Source organism: Lentisphaera araneosa HTCC2155 (assembly GCF_000170755.1).
Lineage (GTDB): Bacteria > Verrucomicrobiota > Lentisphaeria > Lentisphaerales > Lentisphaeraceae > Lentisphaera > Lentisphaera araneosa.
The window spans coordinates 1-19,246 of the sequence record NZ_ABCK01000044.1 but is presented as its reverse complement, the minus strand read 5'-3'; the positions used below and the strand labels follow the sequence as shown (position 1 = coordinate 19,246).

Genomic DNA, 19,246 nt, shown 5'->3' with positions numbered 1-19,246 from the left:
TGCGGCTCGAGCTTTTTTCCTAGGCTTGAGGGAATAAATATCATTCCATTCATCCTCAGTGTAAGGGATGAGCCTTTCTCAGAAAAGTAAAAAATCAGTGGAAGATTAATTCATCCAATAACTTACAGAAAAAGTATCAGCGCAAATATCGCCGATACTTTTTTCTTTTTAGCTGATTCTAATGCCTTGGCCTCCCGCTGGTCGACACAAAAATTAAAGGAAAAAATTAAAGGACAGGCCTTAGAAAAAGGCTAATCGAAAAGAGCTCCAAATGGGGGCTCTTTTTCTGCGTTTAGGGGGTCAAAATTGATGCAAAAAGTCATTTTTCTCTTTTAGCCGATTAAAAGCGCAGAGATCCAAGCCAAAACTTAGCCGATGGAGTACAAACTCGGCTAAAAGAAAAACGACTCAATCAAGACGGTTTTAAATCATCTTGAGTTCAAATTCTGTTTTTATGAAGTTCTGAGCTGATATTTTAATTGGGTGCGGCTCGAGCTTTTTTCCTAGGCTTGAGGGAATAAATATTATTCCATTCATCTTCAGTGTAAGGCTCATGAATTCTCTTCCATTTCATCTTGTAGGAGAACTTCGCTAACTTCTCCCGAACGAAAGCTTCAGAGCCAATGACCAGGCATTTAGTGAAGAATCGACACTTATGAATAAAGAGATCGTCCCAGGCTAATTCCTCACTTAAATTCACTTCCCTGAAGAATTCTACCAGAGTTTGCGAATCAGCATTCTTATAACGACGCAAGCCAAGCATATAAGCCCTAAAAACCTCCCTAAAATGCTTTTGCTTGTCTTTTTCGAACTAAGCCTCGATACCATGGCAAAAAAGATCAAAGAAGTCTTGATCTGACTCCCCAACGCTTCCACCTGCCAAACGATCAGCATATCCACAGAAAAAGAAATCTTTTGGGTCAGTGACAATCCCAGCTCGAACTGGATTGAGACTGATGTAAGCCATGACTCGAAGCAGAGAATCTGACTGAGGTGAAACCTCAATCATTTCGGAGTCAAAACGCTGACCAAAGAGACGCCCCCAAGAGTTTTTCTCCTTGTTAAACCACTGAACGAATCTTTGCTCAAAATTGCCAATGATGAATGAGATGTCATGAATTTGATCTCTGAAATCATCCTTCTGCGCTGAATTAATAAAAGTGATTTCATCGTTCTGCTTATGAAGTCGATAACGATTCAAAAGCTCCACATCATCCATGCTCGAAGTTGGTGGAATTTTAATGAGTAGATGAAAATGATTATCCATAAAAACATAATCAATCACCTGATAACTGAGCTTTGCGCAGCCCGCAAATAACAGCTCTTTGAGCTTATATTTCTCGACATCTTTGAATAACATGCGACCACCAGCAATACGATTAGTCACAAGATAATAAACTGCTTGATCCGAACAAGATTCTTTCACACGATTATGAGCCACAACTTTCTCCTTTCCAAAGCACAGAGAATATAAAACACCTCATCACCCAAAGCAAGAGAACGAAACCAGAAAAAAGGCCCGTGAAAACGGACCTTTTTTAATAGAATGAAATTTAACTTATGCGTCGACTTGGCAAATCAAAACTTCGCCTTTCGTCGCACGTAAGAAACGCGCTAAAGGATAATCACATGCTGGATCTTCGAGAACTTCTTTAACGATCTTCCCTTTGGCACCATCTAAAGCCCCTTTAAAAAGAACGACCGTCTTTTTTGATCCCGTCAGAGCATTCATTGTCCAACTCCAACGTTCTTTAGGTTCGTAGGAAGCAGTCGCACGTACGAGCCAATCCGCTTCTTCACCTTCTGTCTCTAAAGCGTCCGAACCGGGGAACAAACTTGCAATATGACCATCATCACCAAAACCGAGAAGTAATAATTCGGCCTGAGGTAAGTCGCCTTCACTCACTGACTGCATGTAACCCGCTGCCATTTCTGCGTTATCCGCAAAAGGAAGTGGCACGAGGTCATCTTTGCCCAAAAGCTCACGGACTGTACCGAAGTTACTGTCTGGATCATCGTAATCCACCAAGCGTTCATCATTCCAAGTCCAAGTCGTTTTACCGTTCAAAGCACCGAGATCACTAAAACCTTGAATGAGAGGAGGAAGCGTTGAACCACCTGACAAAACAACCAAGCCATCTAATGAGCTTTTCAATTCTTCTGCTAAAGCCGCAAAACTATCATATTTCTTTATTTTATGCATTATTACTTATTCTCCTTGAGTATTTTGGCATGTAAATTAAAGTGAAGACCATAATTTTAAACAGCTTTCAAGCATAAACTTCAGGAATTAATTATGAATACAACACTTGCCTTCCTGGGTACACCAGAGATCATCATGATTGTCGTAGCGGTACTCCTCATCTTCGGCCCTAAGAAAATTCCACAACTCGCGCGCTCACTCGGTAAAGCCAAACGCGAATTCAATGAAGCAAAAAGCGCCTTCAATGATGCTGTCGACGAAGAAGAATCAAAAGAAGAGCCAAAGAAGATTGCTCCTCCTGCTGAAGAAGACATCGTGACAGACGAAAAACCGACTGCCAAAGAAGAAGAGAAAGAAAAAGCCAAAAGCGAATCTAAATAATCTCTTGGTTGAAACCCTCAATTTATCGCCACCCTATCCACATGGGGTGGCATTTTTTTCTTGATTTATGAATAATTACGACGACTACGAAGAAAACGAAGAGCAGCTTCAGGAAATGGGCCTTTTAGATCATTTAAATGATCTACGAGTTTGCCTATTTAAAGCTTTAATTGCTCTCATCATCTTATTCCCTTTTGGCGCCATCATGTCCAAGCCCCTCATTGGTCAGCTGACATCGATGACCAAAGTTCCCACTTTGCAGGCTATCATGCCTGCCGAGACTTTTATGGAACAACTCAAAGTGGGCCTCATCATTGCAGCCTTCTTGCTCATTCCCTACCTCACTTTTCTCGCTTGGAATTTTATTTCCCCCGCACTTTACGACAAAGAGAAGAAATGGGGCAAAAACATTGTCGTGAGTTCCACCCTGCTCTTTCTCGCAGGCGCTATGTTTGCCTATTACCAAATCCTCCCTGCCACACTCGACTTCTTCTACTCTCAAAATATCCCTGGTGTTGAATACAAACCACGCTTGGCGAGCGTCACGGGCTTTGCCTTGCAAATTTGCGGTGCATCTGGTCTCATGGCTCAACTCCCCGTGATCACCACCATCCTCTATGCCCTCAATATTGTCAGCCTAGAAAAATTGCGTTCATCGCGAAGCATCGTATTTATCTCAATTCTCGTCGTCTCCGCCCTACTCACACCACCAGATGTTTTCTCTCAGTGCATGATTGGCATCCCTGCCTACGCTATTTTCGAAATAAGCCTCTTTCTTTGTGGTTTAATCGAGAGTAAACGCGAAGGAAAAAGTATTCGTCAAAAAATCCAACAAGCCGTTATTGCCCTTATCATCCTTCTTGGAGGCGGCGCCTACTTCATGGTTCGTGGGGCCGATTACTTAGAAGAACTCAAACTAAAGCGTAATGCACCTGTAACTCAGATTAGCGTAGAAGAAGTCCAATCACTCATTGCCGAACCCGAGTCGCGCATCAAACTTTTCTCGACTCTTGAACAGAGCGAACTTCCTATAGATGATCGCCAACTCATCCTCGGCGAAATGACTCAGAAATGGAATGAGCTTGAAGCGGTCGAGCGTGCACGTCTGGTTCAATCCAATTTCACACTCACACTCATCAGCAATGAGGCGAGCCTTGACCTCGAACTAAAAAACCATGCCAACTTACCGCTTAATTTTCGTGCGCAATGGGCTTTTGAACTCGATGATAAAACTTACCTCTGGCCCAACAATGAATTTGTCTATCAATACAAATTCCGTGAGAATCGTCCCAATGACCATATTATTTTAAAAAATATTAACCTCACTCTCCCCGCACTTCAAAACATGGCAACTTGGTCGCAAATCAAACCCATCTTGCTTATTTTAGAAGCCAAAAATCTTGATGACTCAAACTTAACTGAGCTCAATAAAATTTCTCCAGCAACACCAACTCAAGCTGCTAAACCACAGGCCGAAACTAGTGATTGATTTCCTTAAAAAATATTGCCGCCCAGAAACAATTTCCCACGCTCAAAAAATGGCTGATGCAGGCTTAGTTATTGCCCTCAGCCAACGCCCCAATGGCTTCAATGCCAAAGTTGCGGCTCAACGCGGTCGATTACTCCAATTGGACATTACTCTGAGCCCAGAACAAGTCCACAATCGTTGCTCTTGTGGCGTCAATGGTTCTCCCTGTGAACACGCTGCGGCCGCACTTATTGCATGGGCGAAAAAATTTCCCGAAAGTGCCGAACTCTTTCTCAGCACGAAAGAAGAAGACCTCGCACCCGTGCAACCACCTATCACTATTAGCCGTTCCAGCACACCTTCACTCGAGAGTCTTCTACTCAACCTCAATCAGAAAAAAGCAAGTCTAGAAGTTTTTGTGACGGTAGTTAACCCCACACACTACAAGTTGGAAATCAACATCAAATATGAGAAACGTAAATTCTCGTCTTCCAACTTCAAGAGTCTAACGGAAACGGGCACGGGCCCTGCAAAGCTTACCATAGACAACTTCGATATTGATGACCGCGAAGTCATGAACCTCCTTGCCGACCTCCCAAAAGAGGGGCGTTTATGGACCATCAAAGCGAGCTTACTCAACCGCGTCCTAAAGCTTCGCCAGGGAAAAGAAATCAAACTCGAAGGCGAAAATGTTCAAGTAGTCGCCGACGACCTTCACGCAGGCTTACGTCGCATTCCAGAGAACGATGGCTTTGCCATTATCCCCGCTTTCCAACTCGATACAATCGTTGATGTCAGTGAATTCGAATTATTCTACCTACACGATGGAATTTGGGCCATGCTAAATAATAACCTTTGGAAAGTCAACGATAAGCTCCCCTACAAAACCATGAAGAAGTGGTTTGATGACGGCAAAATCCACCTAGCTCGTCTTCCTGAGGGCGACTTCATCCTACCTCTCTTCGATGATAATAACGAAGTCATCAAGGACCAAAGCCTGCAACCCCGCCTCATCCTCGACTGGCAAGATATCTCTATTAAAATGGATCTCTTCTTTGATTATGGCGACGTACAATGCCGCTACAATGAAGAAAATTTTGTCATTCCTTCGGGGAGCAAAACAATTTGTCGAGATCGTAATTTAGAAGCTGAGTTCATTGAGGCCATTGAAAAATTAGGCTTCGTTGAAGAAAATAATTATTGGTGGGTCACGGGTTTTGATAAAGTTGTAGCCTTTGCTATGGCCTGGAAAGAAAATCGTCTCCCACTTCTCTGGAATTTTGCTTGTACACCCTCTTTCCAAAAAGCTCTGCTCAATAACCAAGTGGCCAGCCTCACCGTCAAGACAGAAAACGAAGATGGTCAACTCATTGACGTAGATCTCAAATTCCGCTCACAAGACGAACATTTAATTACCTGGAACGACTTACAAAAAGCAGTGCAACTCGATAAAGAATTTGTCTTTAGTGAAGATGGCACTCTCGTACGTATCGAGAATCAACTAAAAGAAACTGTAGCTGCTCTCCCCGAGCTCAACATGACCAATCGTGGCAAAGTTCAATTCCCTCGTCACCACGCCTTACTGATCAGTACTTTGCTCCAACGCTTCTTTGATCCCAATGAAAAGTCGAGCTGGTCAGGGCTCTATGAAATGGTCAATGGTCAAACAGCTGACCTTAGCCAACTCGATGATTCCCTCACTGAAAAACTACGTGATTATCAGGTTGATGGCTTGCATTGGCTGATCAATATGAAGAACGCCAACTGCGGTGCCATCCTCGCGGATGAAATGGGTCTCGGTAAAACGATCCAAACACTTTCTATGCTCGCTTCACTCGACAAGACTGAACCTTGTCTCATTGTTTGCCCTTCAAGTTTGATGGATAACTGGCAAAAAGAAGCCAAGCGCTTCACTCCCCAGATGAAAACATGCATTATTTCGGGTGATAGTATCGAGCGCAAAAAAGTCATTGCCGAGCGCCATGAATACGATATGTTGATCACATCTTATTCATTGCTCCGACGCGACATGGATGCCTATGCAAAAGTACGTTTCGACACTGTCGTACTGGATGAAGCCCAGCACATCAAGAACCACCGCTCACAGAGCGCTCTTTCTTGCCGTAGCTTGCAGGCCGATAGTCGCCTCGCACTCACGGGTACACCCTTGGAGAACTCCGCAGCTGACCTTTGGTCTGTGTTCGAATTTCTCTCTCCCAGCTTATTGGGTTCTAAGAAAAACTTCGAAGCTGCTTTCAAAGAAGACCAAGTTAACCCAAAAGCTCAATACATTGCGCTTAAAAAACTTCGCCCCTTCATTTTACGTCGCTTGAAAAAAGATGTTTTACCTCAGCTTCCACCTAAGCAAGAACAGGTTATCGAATTCACTCTCAGCGACAAGGAACAGGAACTCTACAAGAATATTGCCGAGAATTTCCTCCAGGATATCTTGCAGGATCAGACGGCTTTCTCAAAGCGTCGTCTCGACATCCTCTCGCTTATCACTCGCTTGCGTCAGACTTGCTCACACCCCGCCCTACTACCTGAAGAATTCAAAGCGAAAGAAATTGAATCCTCTAAGTTTCAGCTCTTCCAAGAACTCGTGGAAGAAATTCGTGACTCGAGTCATCGCGCCCTCGTCTTCAGTCAATTCACTTCCATGCTCAGCTTGATGCGCGAATGGTTGGATGAACAAGGTATCAAGTACTGCTACCTCGATGGCTCTACCAAAAAACGCCAAGATTTAGTTGATCAATTCAATGAAGATGACAGCATCCAGTTCTTCCTACTCAGTCTCAAAGCCGGTGGTACAGGTCTAAACCTCACAGGTGCTGACACCGTCATTCACTACGACAACTGGTGGAACCCGATGGTGGTAAATCAGGCGAGTGACCGTGCTCACCGTATTGGTCAAACACGCAATGTAAACATCATCAAATTGGTGGCGCAGAACACGATTGAAGACAAGATCATTCAGCTTCAGAAAACAAAAGAAAAACTCTTTGATCAATTGGTGGAAGGTTCACTTAAGTCTTCTTCTGAATTGTCCGAAAACGACATCCGTTTCCTACTCGGCTAAGAGTCATTTGACATCTCCCCATTCCCATGGTACAATAATGCAGGAGTGGACGGAGGTAGTCAATTATTTTGACGACGCACTCCCTTATACATAACAAAAAGAAAGGAGAGTGCCTTATGGAAGCACTAGGATTATCATGCATCGCAATTGGAGCAATTATTGCTCTTGTTTTTGGTATTATTTTATTAATTAAAGCATTTCAAGAATCAATTCTTTGGGGATTGGGTTACATTTTTGTTCCCTTCGTCAGTTTGGTTTTTATCATCATGCATTGGGATAAAGCTAAAAGCCCCTTCTTAAAAGGCTTAATTGCGATCCCATTTTACGCTATTGGTATTGCCTTAATGCCGACGCAATAGAGGTACTAAAGCCTTAGTCACTGGGTTGTATCAAATTGATACAGCCCTTTTTTGTATTTATATCACTGAATATCATCTACTAATGCATGAAGCCTAGATTCGGATGGGTATATCGCTAAGGCATAAATTAAACTTTCATTTGCTAAAGTGTAATCTTTATTTTTTATATATAGATTAATTAAGGTTCTATAATTATCTACCGATGGTTCAAGTACAGTTAGTTGTTCAGATAGTTTTATTGCACTACGAATACTTTTTTCATCTATGACCATGTCATTTAATCGCTCTTTGCGACTAGAAATATGATTTTTATATTCGTTAAGTTCTCTCTCTAATCTTAACTTCACTAAGATATTCTTTTTATTTTTTATTGATGTTTGTTTTAAATCCAAGCTTAATGAATTTTTATCTAAACTGGTATTATAATATTTTAAGAAGAACTGATACCCCAATGCGGCAAGAGAAACAACCAGTAAGCATGAAACTACACTCAATGTTTTTTGTCTTACAAAAAATAATCGCGCGCGTGTAACAGGGTTTGCCGCCTCCACATCTGTGGCAAAACCATGTAACCACGAATCGACCTCTTGTTTTAAATCACCTACTTTTTGATATCGCTTGTTTAACTCTACCGCCATTGCTTTCTTGGCGACCATTATAAGACTATAAGGTATCTTATTTTTATTAATATGAGGTAATGACTTACTAAACTGATCAGGCCAACTCACTCGGTTATTAATTTTGGCCTTAAATAACTCAGGCATACTCTTCTGACGAAAGGGGTGTTTAAGATACAAAATTCTATAAAGAATTGCTCCTAATGCATATATATCCGCGCGAGTGTCTACATCAAAATCTTGACACACTTGCTCTGGAGCCATATATACCGGCGTTCCCAAATAAGAATCATTACTAGAAGATAAACTTATGGACTCAGACATCTGACTGAGAGTTTTGACAAATGAGTCCTCGAAATCATAAATAGATTGTTTCCTCAAAAGTTGTTTTGTTTCCAAAGGAGTACAAACCTTAGCAATACCCCAGTCCATGACGTATACCTCACCATATTGACCAATCATAATATTTTCAGGTTTAAGGTCACGATGTACTACATATTTAGAAGCCGCATAAATCATAGCATCACAAATTTTAGTAAAAATTTGCATTAATACATGTATGGGATATTGCGCCACGTAAGTAGAATTATTTGACTCCAATTGCCTTAAAATCTCTTCTAAAGTTTCTCCCTTAACTAATTTCATAGCATAAAAAGGCATCCCATCTGAAGACTTATTTAAATCATAAATTGGAACAATTGATGGATGATCTAACTGTGAAGTCACTTGTACTTCTTCAATAAATCTCTTCTCATTTATTCTCAACTTTGACTGGCTACTCTGCATCATTTTTAAGGCGACATGCCTTTGACACTTTAAATCCTTTGCTAAAAAGACATAGGACATGCCACCCTTAGCAATTAATCGAATGATTTTATAATTAGATTCAGACTCGACAAGCTTTGTCATTTCCTCAACACTATCATCCACATGATTTTGTTCATTTGATAAATCTAGCGTATACATTTTATCCTCACAATATTTCCATAAATACACATTGACTATAAATACTAAATCACTGAAAAAGTAACTAATTATATTAACTGGACCCCAATTGATCCTTAGCTGAACCTTAGAATGACGCAAGCTTTTTATTTTCATGAAAAAATGCTTAACTCAAGTGTCAAATTTATTATATAGCTTTTTTATTACTGGATTGGCCTTTAGCTTAATTTAATAATAAGGTAATGTTTATAAACAACTTAGGATCTCGCCAAATGATTACCCGCCGCCAACTCATCAACACCACCAGTGGTCTTGCCCTTAGTTCCCCTTTACTGAATTCAGTTCAAGCCGCTCCCAAAGACTTAAAAAAACTCGAACTCATTGAACTTGGTAAAAGCGGTATCAAAACCAGTCGACTCGCCCAAGGCACGGGTACACGTGGTGGGGGGCGTCACTCCAATCAAACACGCCCAGGCTTTCAACATTTTGTTGGACTCATGCAACATGCCTATGATCGTGGAGTTCGCCTCTTTGACCTTGCAGACCAATATGGTTCACACATTTATTTCCGAGAAGCCTTGCGCCACATTCCCCGTGAAGACATCACCATTCTCAGCAAAGTTCAGTACCGCCTAGATGCTAAAAAGCCCGAAGATATGAGCCCCTCCGATCAGCGACGCTTTGCCAAAAATGCCCTCGAACGTTTCCGCACTGAGCTCAAAGTTGATATTATCGATATCATGCTGATGCATAACATGACCACAGAGAAATGGGATGAGGACCTAGCGGGCTACGTAGAGGTCTTGCAGGAATACCACCAAGCAGGAAAAATAAAGGCTATTGGCATGTCATGCCATACTCTGCCCGCGCTCAAACGCGCCACTGAATTAGATTGGATGAATATTGCACTCACTCGCATTAACCCCTACGGAAAAATCATGGATGGCACACCTGAAGAAGTCATGCCAATCCAAAGAAAATTTAAAGATAAAGGGGTTGGTGTCATTGGCATGAAAATTTATGGTGCAGGGAAATTACTCGATAAAAAAGATGAATGTATGCGCTTTGCGCAAAATCTCGATTACCTCGATGCCATGACCATTGGCTCCACCATCCCTGCCGAGATCGATGAAAATATTCGCCTCATGCAAAAATACCCAAAGGCATAAGGCAATTTTGAATAATAAATTCTTAATTGATGTGAATTATTAAAGTCACACCGAGTCGCTGGGCAGCAGAGTTCATTAAGATTATTTCTATTTTTATATGAAATTATCGATCCACATATTTCTAATCCCCTTTCAGCCCGCAGTAGCAGTCGCAAGCCGCTCTTAAGCGACAAAGCTCTTCCTGGGACCGTGGGCATCTTGCCCGCAATAACAAAGTAACTACCTAGCTCTTTTACTGCGGATTTCGACCTAATTCAAATCAAGGACTCTGTATTTTTGAATTTTGCCCTCGAGTTCGAGGCTCACTTCGTCGCCACAGTACTTGCCGAGTAAAGCCTGACCCAAGGGTGATGGCGGAGTTATCACTTGCACCCCCTCAATGATCATTCCCCCGGCTTGAGGTCCCATAAACAAATCAATTGTCTGTCCTGATTCATCTTCGAGTTTAATGAGTGCCGAGAGTAAGGCACGCGACTTTTTACCAAAGCTACGAATGCGCATCGCTTGATAAGCCGCAATTTCTGCCTCGAGCTCGCCATTGCGCTTTATTTGCCCCTCAACGAGATACGCCGCCTCAATAGACTTAGTATCGTATTTGCTCTTGGCTATATTTTCTTCGTGAGTTGCGGTTTCCGCAGTCTCATTAATTGCGTCGAGCGACTCCTGATAATCCCCACGTAAGCGTTCGAGGATAACTTTCACTAATTCATTCTTATTCATGCGCCTAATGTACACAAACTTAGACAAAACTTAAAGCCAAAGCTCAAGAGTTTTAAAGTCTTATTTTGATTGGTGTAAATGAAAAAATGTGCCATATTGCCGCCAGATTTTATAAGGATTTAAACATGAATAACTTTTGGACCGACATCAAGAGCCCTGGCATTGCTCTCGCACCGATGGAAGATGTAACTGACACTGTCTTTCGTCAGATTCTTTTGGAAACCGCCCAGCCCAAAAACCTTCAAGTGGTATTCAGTGAATTCATTTCAACTGATGGACTCTGCCACCCCATTGGCCACGACAAAGTTATTCACCGTTTCCTCATTTCCGATGAAGAGCGCAAACTTCTCAAAGAAAAAAATATTAAAATTGTCGCTCAAGTCTGGGGCAAAAACCCCGATAAGTTTTCTGAAGCGATTTCAAAGTACGTCGACCCAGAAGTTTTTGATGGCGTGGATATCAACATGGGATGCCCCGTCGCCAAAATCGTTAAACAGGGTGGCTGTTCAGCTTTGATCAACACTCCTGAGATTGCCAAAGAGCTCGTCTTAGCGGCTAAAGCAGCGACTAAGCTCCCCGTCAGCGTCAAAACGCGAACGGGTATTACTGCGCATAAGACTGAAGAATGGATGACACACCTGCTCGAAGTGGAACCAGCTGCAATTATTCTCCATGGTCGTACTCAAAAACAGCAATCCGAAGGCTTGGCGAGTTGGGACGAAATTGCCAAGGGTGCCCGTGTTCGAGATCGGCTCAAACCTCACATTCCTTTTTGGGGCAATGGCGATGTTCGCTCCATTGAACAAGCTCATCAACTCTGCCAAGAACACAAACTCGATGGCGCCATGATCGGCCGTGGTGTCTTCCATAACCCTTGGATATTTAACACTGACTTGCTCGGTGATAATGTACTCCCGCCCGAAGAAAAGATTGCCTTGCTATGGCGTCACGCTTCACTCTACACATCTTTTTGGGGTTCGCAGAAAAACTTCCTGACACTACGTCGTTTTTTTAAAATCTATGCTCAAGGTTTTCCTGGGGCCAATGCTTTCCGCTCGGAAATCATGCAAACTAAGAAGCTGGACGAAGTTCGAGCCCTACTCGAAAAGCATGAGCTCTATTTTGATTAGTTAGGGTTGCTGGGGCTCAGTAGACTCAGTTTGTTTGATCCCCAAAAATTGATAAACCTCATTTAAGCTCGGCTTTTTGATCAAAACAAAGGCTAATACACCGACAAGTAAAAGGCATAATAGCCCCAAAAGGTAGTTGACCTTAGTCTTTTTCACCTGAGTTTGCGGACGTCGTCGCTCCCCGCGAATAGTCTTTGAAGGAACAACCCTTTTTGGCTTTAAATAAGTATCTTCGAATAGTCCCTCATCGCAAAATCTCTCCACTTGAATCGGTAAGTCTTCTTCTGTTTTGGGCCGCGGAGGGTGTATGCGCTCGCTACCAATCAAAAGGTCTAATTCAACTTCAGGCTTTTCAACTTCGGCGTCTCCACCTTCGACTAGCTCTCGCCCAATAAAACTTAAAGATTTAATCTCTTGAGTATCGTAAATACTTGGCTTATCATCATCGGGGCCTTGCCCCTCTTCAGTTTCATTTTCCTCTGACGAAGGTTTATGCAACATTTGCGAGGATGAACTCAAGCTTTTCAAGGATTTAATCTTGTGGGTATCCAAGGGATTGAGTTTGGCTTCTTTGGCATCAAAATAACGAGCTTCTTGACCAGGCATAGGAACGACCATAGCTAAGTTACAGCTCGCACACCTGACTTTACAATCGATATACTTTCGCGCTGCTACCAAAGGTCGTTTACAACCCAAGCATTTAAAAAGCACTTCTTCGTCAGACATAACACTACCCAATTTTCATTGCTTAAATTTACTCTGCAAATTCTTTAGCTACAAGGTATAAACAAGTCTACATATAAAAATCATCTTACATTGAAAAAGCTATTTGAACGAGGTTTCTGCACCTTTTATGTGCATAAGCCTAAGTTGATTTAGGCTCTTAAGAGATATAATAAAGATCCACAGATTACTCAGAGTCACACAAAATAATGCATTGACTTTAGGTCTTATATTTTAGTTATTAGACTCTGTTTTGCTCTTTAATAATTCAAAATTTACCATTAAGAATTAAAAAATGCCCTTCTCCTCCCCTCTCAAGTTTTGCGAAACCCACAAAAGACCGCTCTATTAAATCATTAAATAAAAACGGAGTTAATCAGATGAAAAAGTATATCCTCATTACAACACTACTCATCTTAGCCAATAGCTGCTGTAGCTGTTAATATCTAAGACATTTAGGAAAAGGCTGAAAAACTAAGGATGTGATTTAAAAAGGGTATGATCAAATTCTACTTAGCTTCGGCAGCTTGAATTTTATCCCACATTTTTTCTGATTCCGCAATGAGTGATGAATAAGTTTTTATATCGCCATTTCTTTGGGCATTCATGGCGTCAGCTACTTTCTTTTCGTAGTCTTTTTTTAATTTTTTAACGGGGTCGGATTTCAGGAAAGAAAACATAATTAAGTCCTTTTAAATTAAGAATTAAACAAAGAAGTTCCGATAATCTATACAAGCAAAAATAAGATATGAAAAAAGAACATAAAATCATCACTCTAGGCGGCATCCTTTTTGCTCTTGGCGCTTTTATTATCCCCTTAGCAATTATCATTCCTCTCTTTTTACAAGACAGTAATGACAATCAATTCAAAGTCCCTGGAAGTTTCCAGGTTCAAGCCAATGAAATAGGTACTTATTACCTTTGGAATGACCATCAAACGATCTTCCAAGGCAAGAGTTATAATCGCTCACAGGATATTCCCGATGGTATGAAGTTTCTCTTGAAAGATGCTCAAAGTGGAGAGTCTTTCACATTCGTTAGTGATACTTCCATGTCATCCACACGTGGTAACCATGCTAGGAACACCATAGGTTATATTGATATTGTAAAACCAGGAAAAGTCGATATAGAAGTTTCTGGTGGTGAGGATGAAGAAAGAATATTTTCCTTTTCACAATCCAATTTCAAAACACTCTTTGGGATCATTTTTGGTGGTATGGCCCTCTCACTCTTAGTCGGTGTAACGGGCTTTGTGTTTATTATTTGGGGAATTGTACTGATTGTGCAGTCAAAAAATCAAGATAGTGAAAACGCGCCAAAGAAAACATTTAAAGAAGCGTAAGTCATTATCGCTTACAAAGCGCTAGCTTCACCTAATTATAGACTAAGTAGCATTTGAAGAAAAGGTATTTGGAATTAGATAGAGCAAAAAACAAACTCATTAGGCTACCCATGATAAGTGAAATAGAATTCCTTCGCAATCAAAACCAAAAAGCGCGCAATAAAGCCATCATCCACTTTAAACTGATCGTTTTTTGTATTGTCTTCCTGACCTTTGTCATTCTCAATCAAGGCAAATACCTAGGTGCCAATTCCACGAACAATGACCGCATTTTATTAGGATTATGGTTGCTCTACCCCGTCTATCTCTTCATTTTTAAAAAAATGACTCTCAAGAGGTTTCAACTTTTTTGCGAATCATGCAAAGGTAATATTGAGCTCAAATCAACTTATAGAAAATCCGAAGACTTAAGTCATTTAGAGCGTGAAACATGTTCGAGCTGCCAAGCAGGCTTATCTTTAGATAAGATGGATTTCCAAAAAAAATAATTACTTAAGGCTGGCTCTCTTAAGATGAAAATATTGTTTTAATGCGCTTTAGAGAAAAAACTCTCTTAGCTCACAAGCACCATGTGCTTCTAGAACTGGAAATATCTATTTTCTAAATCAGTTTAATCTAATCATTATCTATGGAAGATATTAAAACTAAGGAGAGAAGATATGGAACCAGCCAATGTCTATGAAGCCCCAGAAACTGAATTAGAAGTCGGTAATTTTGAAGAAGAACTGAATCTCGCCTCACAGGGAAAGCGCTTTCTGACGCTGATTTTAGATACAGTCTTCTACCTAATTTACTCCGTGCTTTTTGGCGCGTGCTTGGGCATTGTGCTAGCTGTGACAAATTCCATGCATGTACTCGAAAGTATTTCCGAGCCCTTACCCAACTTCTTATTCGGCCTCTTTTTGGTCACAAGTTATTATTTCCCGCAAGAAATCATGATGGGCAAAACCATTGGCAAAATGATTGTCGGCACCAAGGTTGTTGACCTCGACGGCAATAAACCAAAAGCTGGCACAATTCTTTTGAGAACTTTTTGCCGATTTATTCCTTTTGAATCTTTTAGCTTCCTCTATGCCGAGGGAACCAAAGGCTGGCATGATCGCCTCTCCAAAACAAAAGTTGTTTTGACGCGCTAGGTCAATAGTCACTCTATCCATCCCTTAAATTCATTTTGAAATACTCTCGACTCCCATTCTACAAATGGCGCCCCAGCTTAAGCGGGCTCGCCTGTCTGTATTTGGGAGTACATAGTTTTTGGGAAGGTGAGGATTTTCAAATGAGTTTATTTTTTTCGCTACTCGCCATTTACCTACTTGTTATGTATAGCTGCTTCTGGGAGTCTGAATTTAAGCGTTCCCTGCACCTTGAAGATTTACGAGTGCGTAAAGTCATTCGCAACCAGCCAAAAGACCGCGCCACACGCTGGATACAAGAAGCGATCCTATTTAGTTTTTTCACCCTACTCTTCATTGTCTTCATGACCGTCGCCCCCGAAGGAGTCTTAAATTATCTTTTGATTTTTCATATCATTTATTGCCTACTTAAAACCGCCAATTTTAATAAGTCAGCCCAACTACAATAGGGATTTTATTATGAAGAAAATTTTCGGTATACTCTTAGTCATCTTACTTTTTTCCTGTCAATCAGATAAAATGAGCCCAGATGATTCTTTTAGTGATGACGCATTTGAGGAATCCGCAGAAGCTATAGATAACGACGACTTTAATGCTTCTTTTGAAATATCCGCACAAGACGACGATGATCCCTTTAATCAATATGATTTCGACCTCTTAGAGAATCAAGATTTAATTACTTCGGTCGACCTAATCTTGTTTGAAGGCTACACGGATCACGATTCCCTCGGTAAAATCGCTACAAAAGACACCTTTATATTGAATGGGATAAGCACGAAAGTAAAAGAAATTATTAAAGATATTGAATGGCAAGCCAATGACTTTAATAAAATTTTGAAGCAATACGACAAAGACTACGAAAGGGAGGGCGATTGCTTTTGTGAGTCGAACTATGTCTTTGCTCTACGCTTTCAAATCGAAGGAGATGAAGGGGGCTTTGGCGACGCCGGATTTGAAGATAGTGAGTCAAAAGATGAAGTTATAGAAACAACCGTTGCTTACGCCCTCTTTGATGAAAACCATAATTCAATCGTCATCTCCGATTACAAAAACTCTGTTCGTTATTACGAATTTATAGGTCAGGGAAAGACGAACCACATCGTCGTACAGTATATCAGCAAAGTACTCAACAAGTTCAAAATTGCTTACACAAGCCCTAGAGATATTGGCAAAAAAGAATAACACCAAAGACACTTAAGCATATAGCCTCGTCATTAACATGACGGGGCTTTTTTAGCTCTAAAACTTCATCATTTCAGGTAATTATTTTTTCTTTGTTGCACAGAAATTTGAAAAATGATTTTTTGAAAAAAAGGCGAAGTATCAACGAATTATCATGCCCCTTATTGTGGGTAATCGTGAAGATTTAAATAAATACTGAAGGATTCTGTAATATTTTTCAGACTTGCTACAATAAAAGAGGATACGAAAAATTTTAGGATAAGAAATAAATGACAGAAGAACACGAAGATGATGGTAGCTTTGGCGTCCTTCCTCAAGTAGAACTTAAACAGATCCAAGAAGATTACAGTAAAGCCCAGTTAAAAGAAAATTTAATTGGCCCAGTTATCTCCACATTTTGTCATATCCTGCTCATTTTATTAGCATCTCTATTTAAAGGTGAAAGCAAAGCTGGAAGTGCCAATGTAGAAGTCACCCAGAAAATGGAGGAAATTGTAGAGGAACCTCCTCCACCGCCTCCTCCTCCACCGCCTCCGCCCGAACCGGAACTCGAAACTGAGTCGGAAACAATTAATCCCGAAATCACTGAACCAGTGGATGTCACAGAAGATATTGCCACCGAAATCGATGATACTGACGAGCCTCCAGCAGCTGAAATTTTTGATGATGTAGAACTCCTGTCAGATGTTAAACCCACAACGTCTCCACTCACTTCTTCAAAGATGTTCTCTTCTCGATCACCCAATGCCAAAGCCAATGCCATCCGCAAATATGGTGGCTCAGCTCGTGCACAAAAATCACTTGCTAATGCCCTCGACTGGCTCGCAAGAAACCAGAACCCGGATGGAACTTGGGGCGCTGCAAATAAAGAATCCATGACCGCACTTGCTATATTAAGTTTTCTTGCTCATGGAGATACACCTAAATCACAAAAATATGGTGTTCATGTTCGCAAGGGTATCATGAAGTTAGCAGAATGGGGTAATAAAAGTAAATTTCCTATAGGGATTCACAATGACAATCCCGAAAAAGGATCGGCTTATACTCATGGCCTTGTTGCTTACGCAATTGCCGAAGCCTACGCTATGATGGGTAATTATGTTTTGCTTGAACCTCTTAACAGAACAATTCAATATATCTGTGATAAACAAAATCCTGACGGCGGCTTTTATTACGCATACGCAAATAATGGTCATTCAAACCTTTCTACTGCCTCATATAATTTCCAAGCTTTAAAGGCGGCCATGGCAGGTGGTTGTGATCTACAAGATCTCCCCGTTGCTATTGATAATAGCTATTAAACATCTTAAAAAACATGCCACTAATACAGGCTTTTATTACCGTACCAATTCAACAAGGATACGCGCGCCAGCAATGCGTGGCGTAGGCGTTTTATGTCTGCAATTACTTGGTGAACCCGATTGTAAAGAAGCGAAACGTGTAGGTGATTATGCCGCCAAGCACGATATCCAGCATCTTGCGTGGAGAGATAATGGAGAAATGGCACTTTATTTTTGGTACTATACAACTCAAGTCTTGTTTCAACGTGGTGGTAGTGGATGGAATACGTGGAATAAAAAATTCCAAAAAATATTAATAGAAAATCAACATCCTGATGGTTACTGGCTGAGTCCTACCCCACTTGAATTAAATCATTGTGGTAATCAGTTAATTGATAATCAAGTGTACTCTACCACAAAATGTGCTTTGATGTTAACGGTTTATTACCGCTACTTGCCTTCATCAGTCATTAAAAAATCTGCTGGCAAGAAACCGAGCGTTAAACAAAAAGCAGCTGAAGCTGGCGAGGAAATTGTAGACATTTTCTGATTTCACCCTCATCCCTCCCCCTTAAAGCTTCTCAATCACTTAATTCATCACGGTCGAAATTTCATTTTCCGCTCGTGCTCAGCTGTGTTCCTCCCGTAGCTAAGCCCTCCTTATTCCTATGGAGGTATATTTTAAAGTAATATTTGTCTCCCCCCCCCTAATGGGAGGGAACTTAAGGATTTTTCATCATGAAATCTGGCCATATTGAACCCCTAATATTTGATACTCAGCATTGAGGAATTGCGCAGTTTCAATTTCTTTATATTTTACTTTTCCTTTGTGCACAGTGAATTTTGAAGGTGGAGTATTACATATTCTAGGAGAAGACCTCCATGGTTTATAAATATACCAACAGCTTTTGACTGCTCTTAAGCAATTCGCCAATGCTTTTTTCGAGCCTCTAAATGGATTAAGGATCGCGAGGCAAAAAACGCAAATACGGTTTAAGCAAAAGGAAAAGCAGTACATCTTCGTGCCGTGATCCTCTGGCAATATCTCAGGTAGTTTAATTCGATTCCGTAATACCGCCGCTAGGTTGTATAAAGCAATGGCGGCATACATAAACTTTTTAATTCTTGAAAATTTTCGCTTCCGAATCGACTCCAGATTAAGGTTAACTTTCAGGTGTCGGTAGGCTACTTCCACAAGATAGCGCTGACGGTATAAACCTGAGAGTTCTTTCCATGAGAATTTGGCGTCATCCAGTAAGGTCGTGATTAAAACCTGCGATTTAAGTTTGGACGTTCCCAGTGTTCTGATAAGACGAATTTTAAGAGTTGTTCCTAGTAAATGTTGATGATCTGGATAGTTTTTAAGGTGTGAACGAGTGAGTTTAATCTCGTGAACAAGAGATCGTTTCTTAGAATCGTTCATTTTCTGAGCTAGATGACTCATTTTCAACGGCATTAAAACTTCGTGGCCCAACTCTTTTGCTAAGGCAATAAACGCCATGCCGTTATATCCTG

Annotated in this window: 21 protein-coding genes; 13 read left to right on the top strand and 8 right to left on the bottom strand. The window is 41.0% G+C overall.

The window, feature by feature from the left end:
- Positions 1-475: 475 nt before the first annotated feature.
- The 3 genes from LNTAR_RS28095 to LNTAR_RS23645 form a co-directional block, all read right to left on the bottom strand.
- Positions 476-763, bottom strand: coding sequence for a hypothetical protein (locus tag LNTAR_RS28095; protein WP_007281305.1), 288 nt, complete (start codon positions 761-763; stop codon positions 476-478).
- A 48-nt stretch (positions 764-811) separates the two neighbouring features.
- A complete protein-coding gene (locus LNTAR_RS23650) occupies positions 812-1,441 on the bottom strand; it encodes a transposase (protein ID WP_007281304.1) in 630 nt (209 codons plus the stop codon).
- A 117-nt stretch (positions 1,442-1,558) separates the two neighbouring features.
- A complete protein-coding gene (locus LNTAR_RS23645; RefSeq protein WP_007281303.1) occupies positions 1,559-2,203 on the bottom strand; it encodes a 6-phosphogluconolactonase in 645 nt (214 codons plus the stop codon).
- Between the two features lie 93 nt (positions 2,204-2,296).
- Between LNTAR_RS23645 and LNTAR_RS23640 the strand changes: the two genes are divergently transcribed.
- The 4 genes from LNTAR_RS23640 to LNTAR_RS23625 all read left to right on the top strand — a co-directional run bounded on the left by LNTAR_RS23640 (position 2,297) and on the right by LNTAR_RS23625 (position 7,490).
- Complete coding sequence (locus tag LNTAR_RS23640) at positions 2,297-2,584, top strand: Sec-independent protein translocase subunit TatA/TatB (RefSeq protein WP_007281302.1); 288 nt, start codon at positions 2,297-2,299, stop codon at positions 2,582-2,584.
- 67 nt (positions 2,585-2,651) lie between these two features.
- Positions 2,652-4,073: a twin-arginine translocase subunit TatC gene (tatC, locus tag LNTAR_RS23635; protein ID WP_007281301.1), complete on the top strand. Its 1,422-nt coding sequence runs from the start codon at positions 2,652-2,654 to the stop codon at positions 4,071-4,073.
- Positions 4,066-7,131, top strand: a complete 3,066-nt coding sequence (locus LNTAR_RS26345; protein ID WP_007281300.1) for a DEAD/DEAH box helicase — start codon at positions 4,066-4,068, stop codon at positions 7,129-7,131. Before tatC ends, LNTAR_RS26345 begins: the two co-directional genes overlap by 8 nt.
- A gap of 116 nt (positions 7,132-7,247) precedes the next feature.
- The gene (locus LNTAR_RS23625; RefSeq protein ID WP_007281299.1) at positions 7,248-7,490 is read left to right on the top strand and encodes a hypothetical protein; all 243 of its coding nucleotides are present in this window, start codon (positions 7,248-7,250) and stop codon (positions 7,488-7,490) included.
- Between the two features lie 62 nt (positions 7,491-7,552).
- Here LNTAR_RS23625 and LNTAR_RS23620 read toward each other — a convergent pair whose 3' ends face one another.
- Positions 7,553-9,208, bottom strand: a complete 1,656-nt coding sequence (locus tag LNTAR_RS23620; protein ID WP_007281298.1) for a serine/threonine-protein kinase — start codon at positions 9,206-9,208, stop codon at positions 7,553-7,555.
- Between the two features lie 116 nt (positions 9,209-9,324).
- Between LNTAR_RS23620 and LNTAR_RS23615 the strand changes: the two genes are divergently transcribed.
- A complete protein-coding gene (locus tag LNTAR_RS23615; protein WP_007281297.1) occupies positions 9,325-10,221 on the top strand; it encodes an aldo/keto reductase in 897 nt (298 codons plus the stop codon).
- A 249-nt stretch (positions 10,222-10,470) separates the two neighbouring features.
- Here LNTAR_RS23615 and LNTAR_RS23610 read toward each other — a convergent pair whose 3' ends face one another.
- A complete protein-coding gene (locus tag LNTAR_RS23610; protein WP_007281296.1) occupies positions 10,471-10,941 on the bottom strand; it encodes a GreA/GreB family elongation factor in 471 nt (156 codons plus the stop codon).
- Positions 10,942-11,066: 125 nt separating this feature from the next.
- Here LNTAR_RS23610 and LNTAR_RS23605 point away from each other — a divergent pair, with 125 nt between their 5' ends.
- Positions 11,067-12,071: a tRNA dihydrouridine synthase gene (locus LNTAR_RS23605; protein WP_007281295.1), complete on the top strand. Its 1,005-nt coding sequence runs from the start codon at positions 11,067-11,069 to the stop codon at positions 12,069-12,071.
- Here LNTAR_RS23605 and LNTAR_RS23600 read toward each other — a convergent pair whose 3' ends face one another.
- Together LNTAR_RS23600 and LNTAR_RS27460 are read right to left on the bottom strand one after the other, a co-directional pair.
- Positions 12,072-12,797 (bottom strand): hypothetical protein, encoded by a 726-nt coding sequence (locus LNTAR_RS23600; RefSeq protein ID WP_007281294.1) that lies wholly within the window; start codon positions 12,795-12,797, stop codon positions 12,072-12,074.
- Between the two features lie 506 nt (positions 12,798-13,303).
- Complete coding sequence (locus LNTAR_RS27460; RefSeq protein WP_007281293.1) at positions 13,304-13,474, bottom strand: DUF6435 family protein; 171 nt, start codon at positions 13,472-13,474, stop codon at positions 13,304-13,306.
- A gap of 68 nt (positions 13,475-13,542) precedes the next feature.
- Here LNTAR_RS27460 and LNTAR_RS23595 point away from each other — a divergent pair, with 68 nt between their 5' ends.
- The 7 genes from LNTAR_RS23595 (at position 13,543) to LNTAR_RS28090 (ending at position 18,281) form a co-directional block, all read left to right on the top strand.
- Positions 13,543-14,136, top strand: coding sequence for a hypothetical protein (locus tag LNTAR_RS23595; RefSeq protein ID WP_007281292.1), 594 nt, complete (start codon positions 13,543-13,545; stop codon positions 14,134-14,136).
- Between the two features lie 110 nt (positions 14,137-14,246).
- Complete coding sequence (locus LNTAR_RS23590) at positions 14,247-14,624, top strand: hypothetical protein (protein ID WP_040915710.1); 378 nt, start codon at positions 14,247-14,249, stop codon at positions 14,622-14,624.
- A 171-nt stretch (positions 14,625-14,795) separates the two neighbouring features.
- Positions 14,796-15,272 (top strand): RDD family protein, encoded by a 477-nt coding sequence (locus LNTAR_RS23585; protein WP_007281290.1) that lies wholly within the window; start codon positions 14,796-14,798, stop codon positions 15,270-15,272.
- Between the two features lie 140 nt (positions 15,273-15,412).
- Positions 15,413-15,718, top strand: coding sequence for a hypothetical protein (locus tag LNTAR_RS23580; RefSeq protein WP_007281289.1), 306 nt, complete (start codon positions 15,413-15,415; stop codon positions 15,716-15,718).
- Positions 15,719-15,728: 10 nt separating this feature from the next.
- Positions 15,729-16,451, top strand: coding sequence for a hypothetical protein (locus LNTAR_RS23575; RefSeq protein ID WP_007281288.1), 723 nt, complete (start codon positions 15,729-15,731; stop codon positions 16,449-16,451).
- Positions 16,452-16,720: 269 nt separating this feature from the next.
- Positions 16,721-17,752: a prenyltransferase/squalene oxidase repeat-containing protein gene (locus tag LNTAR_RS23570; RefSeq protein ID WP_007281287.1), complete on the top strand. Its 1,032-nt coding sequence runs from the start codon at positions 16,721-16,723 to the stop codon at positions 17,750-17,752.
- 73 nt (positions 17,753-17,825) lie between these two features.
- Positions 17,826-18,281, top strand: a complete 456-nt coding sequence (locus tag LNTAR_RS28090) for a hypothetical protein (RefSeq protein WP_007281286.1) — start codon at positions 17,826-17,828, stop codon at positions 18,279-18,281.
- A gap of 186 nt (positions 18,282-18,467) precedes the next feature.
- Here LNTAR_RS28090 and LNTAR_RS23560 read toward each other — a convergent pair.
- Positions 18,468-19,246, bottom strand: a 779-nt coding sequence (locus LNTAR_RS23560; protein WP_007281285.1) for a transposase, incomplete at its 5' end; no start/stop codon positions are given.

Bases quoted from the DNA above. Each gene is read 5' to 3' on its own strand.
- LNTAR_RS28095 (WP_007281305.1), bottom strand. From the start codon at position 763: ATGCTTGGCTTGCGTCGTTATAAGAATGCTGATTCGCAAACTCTGGTA.
- LNTAR_RS23645 (WP_007281303.1), bottom strand. From the start codon at position 2,203: ATGCATAAAATAAAGAAATATGATAGTTTTGCGGCTTTAGCAGAAGAA.
- LNTAR_RS23640 (WP_007281302.1), top strand. From the start codon at position 2,297: ATGAATACAACACTTGCCTTCCTGGGTACACCAGAGATCATCATGATT.
- tatC (WP_007281301.1), top strand. From the start codon at position 2,652: ATGAATAATTACGACGACTACGAAGAAAACGAAGAGCAGCTTCAGGAA.
- LNTAR_RS23625 (WP_007281299.1), top strand. From the start codon at position 7,248: ATGGAAGCACTAGGATTATCATGCATCGCAATTGGAGCAATTATTGCT.
- LNTAR_RS23620 (WP_007281298.1), bottom strand. From the start codon at position 9,208: ATGAAAATAAAAAGCTTGCGTCATTCTAAGGTTCAGCTAAGGATCAAT.
- LNTAR_RS23615 (WP_007281297.1), top strand. From the start codon at position 9,325: ATGATTACCCGCCGCCAACTCATCAACACCACCAGTGGTCTTGCCCTT.
- LNTAR_RS23610 (WP_007281296.1), bottom strand. From the start codon at position 10,941: ATGAATAAGAATGAATTAGTGAAAGTTATCCTCGAACGCTTACGTGGG.
- LNTAR_RS23605 (WP_007281295.1), top strand. From the start codon at position 11,067: ATGAATAACTTTTGGACCGACATCAAGAGCCCTGGCATTGCTCTCGCA.
- LNTAR_RS23600 (WP_007281294.1), bottom strand. From the start codon at position 12,797: ATGTCTGACGAAGAAGTGCTTTTTAAATGCTTGGGTTGTAAACGACCT.
- LNTAR_RS27460 (WP_007281293.1), bottom strand. From the start codon at position 13,474: ATGTTTTCTTTCCTGAAATCCGACCCCGTTAAAAAATTAAAAAAAGAC.
- LNTAR_RS23595 (WP_007281292.1), top strand. From the start codon at position 13,543: ATGAAAAAAGAACATAAAATCATCACTCTAGGCGGCATCCTTTTTGCT.
- LNTAR_RS23590 (WP_040915710.1), top strand. From the start codon at position 14,247: ATGATAAGTGAAATAGAATTCCTTCGCAATCAAAACCAAAAAGCGCGC.
- LNTAR_RS23585 (WP_007281290.1), top strand. From the start codon at position 14,796: ATGGAACCAGCCAATGTCTATGAAGCCCCAGAAACTGAATTAGAAGTC.
- LNTAR_RS23580 (WP_007281289.1), top strand. From the start codon at position 15,413: ATGAGTTTATTTTTTTCGCTACTCGCCATTTACCTACTTGTTATGTAT.
- LNTAR_RS23575 (WP_007281288.1), top strand. From the start codon at position 15,729: ATGAAGAAAATTTTCGGTATACTCTTAGTCATCTTACTTTTTTCCTGT.
- LNTAR_RS23570 (WP_007281287.1), top strand. From the start codon at position 16,721: ATGACAGAAGAACACGAAGATGATGGTAGCTTTGGCGTCCTTCCTCAA.
- LNTAR_RS28090 (WP_007281286.1), top strand. From the start codon at position 17,826: ATGCGTGGCGTAGGCGTTTTATGTCTGCAATTACTTGGTGAACCCGAT.